At 71.8% G+C, this 8,630-nt stretch carries 8 protein-coding genes; 3 read left to right on the top strand and 5 right to left on the bottom strand.

Annotated elements, in window-relative coordinates; all coding sequences use genetic code 11:
* Positions 1-256: 256 nt before the first annotated feature.
* The 3 genes from E4P39_RS17415 (at position 257) to E4P39_RS17405 (ending at position 1,837) form a co-directional block, all read left to right on the top strand.
* Positions 257-784 (top strand): hypothetical protein, encoded by a 528-nt coding sequence (locus E4P39_RS17415; RefSeq protein WP_135137836.1) that lies wholly within the window; start codon positions 257-259, stop codon positions 782-784.
* A 136-nt stretch (positions 785-920) separates the two neighbouring features.
* Positions 921-1,406, top strand: a complete 486-nt coding sequence (locus E4P39_RS17410; protein ID WP_135137835.1) for a cupredoxin domain-containing protein — start codon at positions 921-923, stop codon at positions 1,404-1,406.
* Entirely contained in the window at positions 1,403-1,837 is a 435-nt protein-coding gene (locus tag E4P39_RS17405) for a hypothetical protein (protein WP_135137834.1), read from the top strand. Before E4P39_RS17410 ends, E4P39_RS17405 begins: the two co-directional genes overlap by 4 nt.
* A 41-nt stretch (positions 1,838-1,878) precedes the next feature.
* Here E4P39_RS17405 and E4P39_RS17400 read toward each other — a convergent pair whose 3' ends face one another.
* The 5 genes from E4P39_RS17400 to E4P39_RS17380 all read right to left on the bottom strand — a co-directional run bounded on the left by E4P39_RS17400 (position 1,879) and on the right by E4P39_RS17380 (position 8,092).
* Entirely contained in the window at positions 1,879-2,886 is a 1,008-nt protein-coding gene (locus tag E4P39_RS17400; RefSeq protein ID WP_135137833.1) for a sugar phosphate isomerase/epimerase family protein, read from the bottom strand.
* Between the two features lie 30 nt (positions 2,887-2,916).
* The gene (locus E4P39_RS17395; protein ID WP_135137832.1) at positions 2,917-4,101 is read right to left on the bottom strand and encodes a Gfo/Idh/MocA family oxidoreductase; all 1,185 of its coding nucleotides are present in this window, start codon (positions 4,099-4,101) and stop codon (positions 2,917-2,919) included.
* 71 nt (positions 4,102-4,172) lie between these two features.
* Positions 4,173-5,225, bottom strand: a complete 1,053-nt coding sequence (locus E4P39_RS17390) for a substrate-binding domain-containing protein (RefSeq protein WP_135137831.1) — start codon at positions 5,223-5,225, stop codon at positions 4,173-4,175.
* A gap of 123 nt (positions 5,226-5,348) precedes the next feature.
* Positions 5,349-6,509 (bottom strand): ABC transporter permease, encoded by a 1,161-nt coding sequence (locus E4P39_RS17385; protein ID WP_135137830.1) that lies wholly within the window; start codon positions 6,507-6,509, stop codon positions 5,349-5,351.
* Positions 6,506-8,092, bottom strand: coding sequence for a sugar ABC transporter ATP-binding protein (locus tag E4P39_RS17380; protein WP_245159916.1), 1,587 nt, complete (start codon positions 8,090-8,092; stop codon positions 6,506-6,508). The genes E4P39_RS17385 and E4P39_RS17380 overlap by 4 nt, the downstream gene beginning before the upstream one ends.
* Positions 8,093-8,630: the final 538 nt, after the last annotated feature.

The following is an 8,630-nucleotide window of genomic DNA, read 5'->3' as shown; positions in this document are numbered from 1 at the left end:
CGGCCGGACCGGCGCGCACGCGCGCCGAGCTGGCGGCGCGGGCCGGCGCCGGCGGCTCGGCCGCCTCGTTCAGCTCGCGCTCCCGTCGCGGGCGCTGACCGCCCTCTTTCCGGATCCGCCTGACGCCGGTGTCCCCGATCGGGGACGCCGGCGTCAGGCGGATCCCGGGCGGGACGCCGGCCGACGGTTGACCGGCAGGGCGGCGGGCATGGTCACCGGGAGCTCCACGATCCCGTCGACCGAGAAGGTGTTCCCCATGCGTCTGCCCATCACCCTGTCCGAGATCGGCCCCCGGATCTCGGCCGGCGCCTTCATCCTCAACAGCGGCCTCGGCAAGCGCGGCGCCGACGAGGGCACCGCGGCCGGGCTGCACGGGTTCGCCGCGGGCACCTATCCCTTCCTCAAGAACATCGAGCCGCGGCAGTTCGCGCAGGGTCTGGCCGCGGCCGAGATCGGCATCGGCGCACTCCTGCTCGCCCCGTTCGTCCCGACCGCCGTCGCCGGCCTGGCGCTCACCGGCTTCTCCGGCGGGCTGCTCGGGCTCTACCTGAACACGCCGGGGATGCGGAAGCCGGGCAGTCTCGCCCCCACCCAGGACGGCCTGGCCATAGCCAAGGACGTCTGGCTGCTCGGCATCGGCGTGGGGCTGCTGACCCGCGGCACGATCGACCGGAAGCCGCAGCAGGTCCGCAGGGCGGCCCGGACGCTGGCGAAGGCCAACCGCACGGCGGGAAAGGCCCAGGCCAAGGCGGAGCTGCGGGCCCGCAGGGCGGCGCGGGCCTGAGCGCGGGCGGAGGGCCACCTGTGGCTTTCCTGTGAAGGGGGCGGCTGCCTCTTTCGGTAGGTCCTACAAAGTTGGAGTATCTCGGGAGTGGGCCCGCGCGCCGCCCGGCGCCGGGCCCCGCTCCCGAGGAGGCCCCGTGTCCCGATCGACCGGTCCCCTGTCCCGCTCGGCTGCCCGGCGATCCGGCACGCTCGCGCTCGCCGTGGCACTCGGGCTGCTGACCGCCTGCTCCGGCTCGGACGAGACCAGCGGCGGTAGCAGCACCGCCACGGCAGCCAGCTCGGCCGCACCCGATGCGTCCGGGACCGGGTCCGCCTCGCCCGGCCCGGCGGACGCGGCTGAGGGCCAGACGGTCACCGCCACCGAGGGCGAGATGTTCATCGAGCTCTCGGAGGACTCGTTCAGCGCGGGCAGCTACACCTTCGAGGTCGTCAACGACGGGTCGGCGACCCACGACTTCGTCGCCGAGCGCGACGGCGCCGACGTCGCCGCCACCGAGAGCATCTCCCCGGGCAGCTCCACGACGCTCACCGTCGACCTCGAGCCCGGCGAGTACGTCTTCTACTGCTCGATCGGCAACCACCGGGAGATGGGCATGGAGGTGACGGTGATGGTGACGTGAGCGCCGGGACGCACATGGGCGCGGGAACGCTCGACCGGCGCCGCCCGTCGGGGGCGGTGATCTGGCTCCTGCGGCTGCTGGGGGCGGTGCTGCTGCTGGCCATCTCGGCCATCCACCTCTACCTGTGGTCGGAGGGGTACGACGGCATCGACGTCATCGGCCCCGCCTTCCTGATGCAGACCATCCTCGGGATCGGCGGTGCGGGGCTGCTGCTGATCACGCCGATGCGGTGGCTGCCGTGGGTGGCGGCGCTCGACCTGGCCTTCGCCGCCGGCTCCCTCGCCGCACTCCTGATCTCCACCACCGTCGGGCTCTTCGGCTTCGTGGAGACGACGACGGCCACGCTCTGGTGGGAGACGCTCTGGGTCGAGACCGCCGCGATCGTCGTCCTCGGCGCCCTGATCGCCGTCAGCCGGAGCCGCCGCCCCTGACCGGAGCGGCAGGGCCGTGACCCCGCCCGCCCTGCTCCGGATCAGTTGCCGCTGGAGAAGGCGGCGTCGAAGGAGGCCGTCGGCGGGTCGAACGCGAGCCGCTGCACGAAGGCGAGCGCCTCGGGCGCGCCCACCAGGCGGTCCATCCCGGCGTCCTCCCACTCCACCGAGATCGGGCCGTCGTAGCCGATCGTGTTGAGCATCCGGAAACAGGCCTCCCACGGGACGTCGCCGTGCCCGGTGGAGACGAAGTCCCATCCGCGCCGGGGGTCCGCCCAGGGCAGGTGCGAGCCCATCCGGCCGTTGCGCCCGTTGCCGACCTGCTTCTTCGCGTCCTTGCAGTCGACGTGGTAGATCCGGTCCCTGAAGTCCCACATGAACCCGACCGGGTCGAGGTCCTGCCAGACGAAGTGGCTCGGGTCCCAGTTCAGCCCGAAGGCCTCCCGGTGGCCGATGGCCTCCAGCGTGCGCACCGTCGTCCAGTAGTCGTAGGCGATCTCCGACGGGTGCACCTCGTGCGCGAACCGCACCCCGACCTCGTCGAAGACGTCGAGGATCGGGTTCCAGCGGGCCGCGAAGTCGGCGTAACCGTCCTCGATCATCGACTCGGGGACCGGCGGGAACATGGCCACGGTCTTCCAGATCTTGGAGCCGGTGAACCCGACGACGACGTCGACCCCGAGCCTGGCCGCCGCGCGGGCGGTCAGCTTCATCTCCTCCGCGGCACGCTGCCGGACACCCTCGGGATCGCCGTCGCCCCAGACGCGCGGATGGACGATGCCGCGGTGCCGCTCGTCGATCGGGTCGTCGCACACGGCCTGACCGTTGAGGTGGTTGGAGATCGCGAACACCGACAGGCCGTACTTCTCGAGCAGCGCCTTGCGCTCGGCGACGTAGGAGTCGTCGTTCGCGGCCCGCTCGACGTCGAGGTGGTCGCCCCAGCAGGCGATCTCGAGGCCGTCATAGCCCCACTCGGAGGCCAGCCGGCACATCTCCTCGAACGGCAGGTCGGCCCACTGGCCGGTGAACAGGGTGATCGGACGGGGCATGGCGCGGTTCTCCTCGGGACGTGAGCCTTGTCAGGCGGCGGGGATGTCGGTCCAGGTCGAGCGGTCGGCAGCGCTGCGCTCGACGGCGGCGAGCACGCGCTGGACCTGCAGTCCGTCGGCGAAGGAGGGGACCGGGTCCTCGCCCTTCGCGATCGCCGTCACCAGGTCCACGACCTGGTGGGTGAAGCCGTGCTCGTAGCCGAGACCGTGCCCGGCCGGCCACCAGGCGGCGACGTAGGGGTGCTCGGGCTCGGTGACCAGGATCCGGCGGAAGCCTGCGGTCCCGGCGGCCTCGGTGCCGTCGAAGAACTGCAGGACGTTCATGTCCTCGAAGTCGAACGCGAGGCTGCCGGCCGAGCCGTTGATCTCGATCCGGATGGCGTTCTTCCGCCCGATGGCGAAACGGGTGGCCTCGAAGGTGGCCAGGGCACCGCCGGTGAACCGGCCGAGGAAGACCGCGGCGTCGTCGACCGTGACCTCGCCCGTCTCCGCGCCGCCGACGCCACCGAGCTTCCCGGTGGCGGTGGGCAGCGGCCGCTTCTTCACGAAGGTCTCCAGCATCGCGCTGACCCCGGTCAGCGATTCCCCGGTGATGTACTGGGTGAGGTCGACGATGTGCGCGCCGATGTCACCGAGTGCACCGGAGCCCGCCTTGTCCTTCTCGAGGCGCCACGACATCGGCGCGGCCGGATCGGCGATCCAGTCCTGCAGGTACTGCGCCCGCACGTGCCGGATGTCGCCGAGCCGCCCGTCGGCGACGAGCCTGCGGGCCAGCCCGATTGCGGGGACACGGCGATAGGTGAACCCGACCATCGACCGAACCCCTCGGGCGGCAGCCTTCGCCGCGGCCTCGGCCATGGCCTCGGCCTCCGCCACGCTGTTGGCCAGCGGCTTCTCGCAGAGGACGTGCTTGCCGGCCTCGAGGGCGGCGATCGCGATCTCGGCGTGCGTGTCGCCGGGGGTGCAGACGTCGACGAGGGCGACGTCGTCGCGCTCGATCACGCGCCGCCAATCGGTCTCGGTGTCCGACCAGCCGAGCCGCTGCGCGGCATCGGTGACGGCCGCTGAGTTGCGGCCGGCGAGGACGGTGAGCTGCGGGCGCAGCGGCAGGTCGAAGAAGTGGGGGGCGGTGCGCCAGGCCTGCGAGTGCGCGGCGCCCATGAAGGCGTAGCCGATCAGGCCGACCCCCAGGGCCGGCCGGTCGGGGGATGTCATGTGGGTGCTCCGTGGCTCGAGTGGCGTGGCCGGGGAGGGAGTCCCCTCCCCGGCCACTCCGCTTCAGTCGGTCAGGACTCGAACGCGTTGTCGATGAACTGGTCGACGTTGTCGGCCGTGACGACCGGGGCGTCGAGCACGATCCGCCGCGGGACGCCCTGCGAGGTCAGGTCCGAGACATTCTTCCCCTGGGCGACGAGCCGGGCGAGCTTGATGCCGTCGGCCGCCTGCGTGTGCGGGTAGATGACGGTCGCCTCGAGCACCGAGTTGCCCTCCTGGATGGCCCGCATGGCGTTGGCCGAGCCCGCGCCGCCGACCATGAAGAACTCGTCGCGGCCGGCGTTCTCGATCGCGGCCAGGACGCCGACGCCCTGGTCGTCGTCGTGGTTCCAGATCGCGTCGATCTGCGGCGCGGCCTGGAGCAGGTTCGCCGTGACCTCTTCACCGGACTCGACGGTGAACTCTGCGGCCACCCGGTTGCTGACCTCGAGGCCGCACTCCGAGAGCGCGTCCGCGAAGCCCTGGCTGCGGTCCTGGGTCAGCGGCAGCGAGTCGATGCCGGCGATCTCGGCGATGACGGCATCGGGGTTGTCCTCCAGCCGCGAGCAGATGTACGCGCCGGCCGAGACGCCCATGCCGTAGTTGTCGCCCAGGATCGTGGCACGGGAGGCGGCCGGGTCGTTGAACTCGCGGTCGACGTTGATGACCGGGATGCCGGCCTCCATGGCCTGGAGGGCGACCGGCGTGAGGGCGGCGCCGTCGAAGGGCAGCAGCACGATGGCGTCGACGCCCTCGTTGATGAAGGTCTCCACCTGACTGATCTGCGTGCTCACGTCGTTGGTGCCCTCGGCGACCTGGAAGTCGATGTCGTCGTACTTCTCGGCCTCGGCCCTGGCGGACTCGGTGATGCCGGCGATCCAGCCGTGGTCGGCAGCTGGGGCGGAGAAGGCGATCGAGACGGTGTCGCCGGTCTCGTCGTTGTCGCTCGCGGCGCTGTTGCCGCCGCCGTCGCCGGAGTTCTCGGGGGTGTTCCCCGTGCAGCCGGCGAGAAGCGCACCGACGCCGATGAACGCCACCGCGGTGGACGTCAGGCGACGGTATCCGCGCTGTCTCGTTGCAGACATGTTCTCTCCTCGGGTAACGCCTCCCTGGCCCGTCGCCAGGTGGTCGGTGTGCCGCTGGTGCTGTGCTCGGTGCTGTTGCCGGGAGGCCGGGCGGCCTCCGGGGTGGTGCTGACCCGTGGAGGGTCAGGTCGTGGGTTCGCCCGCTCCGCCCTGGCGGGCTCCGGCAGGGGCGCCGGGGGTGGCGCTGCCGCCCCCGGACGCGCCGCCGGGACCGCCGGGGGCCGACCCGGCGATCGCCTGCTTCGACCGCCGGGTCCGGCCTTCGCCGGTGGCCAGCCGCATCTGCAGCAGGACGGCGAGCACGATGATCACGCCCTTGGCGACCGCCTGCGCAGAGCTGGAGAGGTCGTTCAGCACGAAGACGTTGCTCAGCGTCTGGAAGATCAGGACGCCCAGGACGGTGCCGACGATCGTCCCGCGGCCGCCGATCAGGAGCGTTCCGCCGATGACGACCGCCGCGATCGTGTCGAGTTCGTAGAGCGTGCCGTGGGTGGAGCTGCCCGTCGTCGTCCGCGCCATGAGCATCACGGCCGCGATGCCGCAGGTGACACCGGAGAGCACGTAGAGCTTCACGGTGTGCCGCTGGACCCGGATGCCGGCCAGCCGGGCGGCCTCGGCGTTGCCGCCCACGGCGAAGGTGCGACGGCCGAACGTCGTGCGGTTGAGCAGGACCCAGCCCGCTACCGCGACCAGCGCGAAGATGAGGACCAGGCTGGGGATGCCGAGCACGTCCCCCGAGAAGAAGTCGAGGAAGTCCTGGTTCTGGACGATCTGGGTCCGCCGGTTGGCGAGGATCTCGGCCAGGCCACGGGCCGCCGCGAGCATCGCCAGGGTGGCGATGAAGGCGACCAGCTTGCCGTAGGCGATGACGACGCCGTTGATCAGCCCTGCGCCCGCAGCCACCGCGATCGCCGTGAACACCATGACGATCCAGTGGAAGTCCTCGGCCATCGCCTGGGTGGCCAGCGTGGTCGCCCAGATCGAGCCGAGAGCGACGAGCGCGCCGACCGAGAGGTCGATCCCGCCGCCGATGATCACGAAGGTCATGCCGACGCTGACGACGCCGATGACCGAGGCCGCTCGCAGGATCGTCAGCACGTTGTCGACGTCGGCGAACCTGTCCCCGGCGGTGGCCACGCCCACGACGCAGAGGATCGCCAGGGCGACGACCAGCCCGAGGTTGCGCCCGAGCGGACCCGACATCAGTCCGGGCCGCCCGCCTGACGATGCCGCGGCGGATTCCCGGCCCACGTCCCGCTTCGTCGCCGTCGCGCTCTCACTCATGCCACGTCCCCTTCGGACTGCCGTGCTGGCTGGGAGGTCCCGGGCACGGCACCGTGGTGGCCCGTGCCCTCCATGATCAGGTCGAGCACGCGGTGCTCGTCGAGAGCCTCGGCCGCGTCCGCATGGACGACGGCGCCCTCGGCGACCACGAGCACGCGGTCCGCCAGGCCGAGCACCTCGGGGATCTCGCTGGAGACGACGACGACGGCCACGCCGCGGTCGGCGAGGTCGCGGACCAGCGCGTAGATCTCCGAGCGTGCGCCGACGTCGACCCCGCGGGTGGGCTCGTCGAGCAGCAGCACCCGGCAGTCGCGCAGCAGCCAGCGGGCGAGCACGACCTTCTGCTGGTTGCCGCCCGAGAAGGTCCGCACGATCCGCATCACGTCGGGCGGCCGGACGTCCAGCGCCTCGGTCTGCTCCCGGGCCGCTGCCTTCTCCGCGCTCCCCGACAGGAACCCGCCGCGGGCGAAACGGCCCAGGCTGGAGACCGTGATGTTGCGGTAGACCGCGTCGTCCAGCAGCAGGGCCTGGCTCTTGCGCTCCTCCGGGGCCAGCCCGATACCGGCGGCCACCGCAGCGCCCACGTTGCCGGGACGCAGTCGCCGCCCGGCGAGGCGGACGGTGCCCGCGGTGGCCTTCCGCGCACCGTAGATCGTCTCGAGGATCTCCGAGCGTCCCGAGCCGACCAGTCCGGCGAGGCCGAGGATCTGACCGGGATGCACCGCGAAGGAGACGTCGGCGAACCGGCCGCGCAGGCTCAGCCCCTCGACCTCGAGGAGGGGGGCCTCCTCCGTGTGCGGAGCGGTGCGCCGCTGGGGGAAGACGTACTCGATCGTCCGCCCGGTCATCAGCGTGATGACCTCGCGGGTGGGCGTCTCCCGCGCCGGCAGTCCGGTGGCCACGGTCCGCCCGTCCTTGAGGACGGTGATGCGGTCGCCGACCTGGCGGATCTCCTCCAGCCGGTGGGAGATGTAGACGACGGCGACATCGTGCGCGGTGAGGTCGCGGATGACACCGAAGAGCCGCTCGACCTCCTCGTTGTCCAGCACGGCCGACGGCTCGTCCATGATGATCAACTTCGCGTCCTGGGAGAGCGCGCGGGCGATGCTCACCATCTGCTGCTGCGCCGCCGACAGGGCACCCACCTCGGCCGTGGGCCGGATCTCCGGATGCCCGAGCCGGGTCAGCAGCTCCGCGGCTGCGCGGTTCCCGGCCGCGGGACGGGTGATCCCGAAGCGGGAGACCTCGCGACCGAGGAAGATGTTGTCGGCCACGGTCAGGCCGGCGACGAGATCCAGCTCCTGGTAGATCGTGGCGATGCCCAGGCTCATGGCGGCCTGCGGATCGCCGAGCGTCACCTGCTCGCCGCGCCAGGCGATGGTGCCTTCGTCGGGCTGGTGCGCGCCGGCGAGCACCTTGATCAGCGTGGACTTGCCTGCGCCGTTCTGGCCGAGGAGGCAGTGCACCTCGCCCGGTCGGACGTCGAGGTCGACCCCGCCGAGCGCCCGCACACCCGGGAAGGTCTTGACGATGCCGTGCATCTCGAGCAGCGGAGCCACGGCCGTGCCTGCAGGATCGTTCACGCCACCACCCGGGGACTTTTGCTCAGCGTTGACCATTAGTCGGTAGAGGCGTCAACATATGTCCGGGGCGGGATGTGGTCAAGGTCGCATTTCCGGGGTTACCGAAACGCAATAACACCGCCGTCCTCCGGACCGCACCGCGGTCACGTGCCGTCCTCGGCTCGCGCGGAGCCGCTGCGTCCTGCCTGCCCGGAACCCTGACACTGCGGTCCTCCGGACCGCACCGCCGCCACCTGCCGTCCCGGTTGACGCGGAGCCGCTGCGTCGCGCCCTGCGCGGACCATCACACTGCGGTCCTCCGGACCGCACCGCGGTCAGGTGCCGTCCCCTGTGACGCTGAGCCGCTGCGTCGCGCCTGCGCGGACCATCACACTGCGGTCCTCCGGACCGCACCGCGGTCAGGTGCCGTCCCCTGTGACGCTGAGCCGCTGCGTCGCGCCTGCGCGGACCATCACACTGCCGTCCTCCGGACCGCACCGCGGTCAGGTGCCGTCCCCTGTGACGCTGAGCCGCTGCGTCGCGCCTGCGCGGACCCCTC

It is taken from the genome of Blastococcus sp. CT_GayMR19 (genome assembly GCF_004570385.1).
Taxonomy (GTDB): domain Bacteria; phylum Actinomycetota; class Actinomycetes; order Mycobacteriales; family Geodermatophilaceae; genus Blastococcus_B.
Note: the sequence above shows the minus strand (reverse complement) of the source record. Positions and strands in the feature narration are given on the sequence as shown.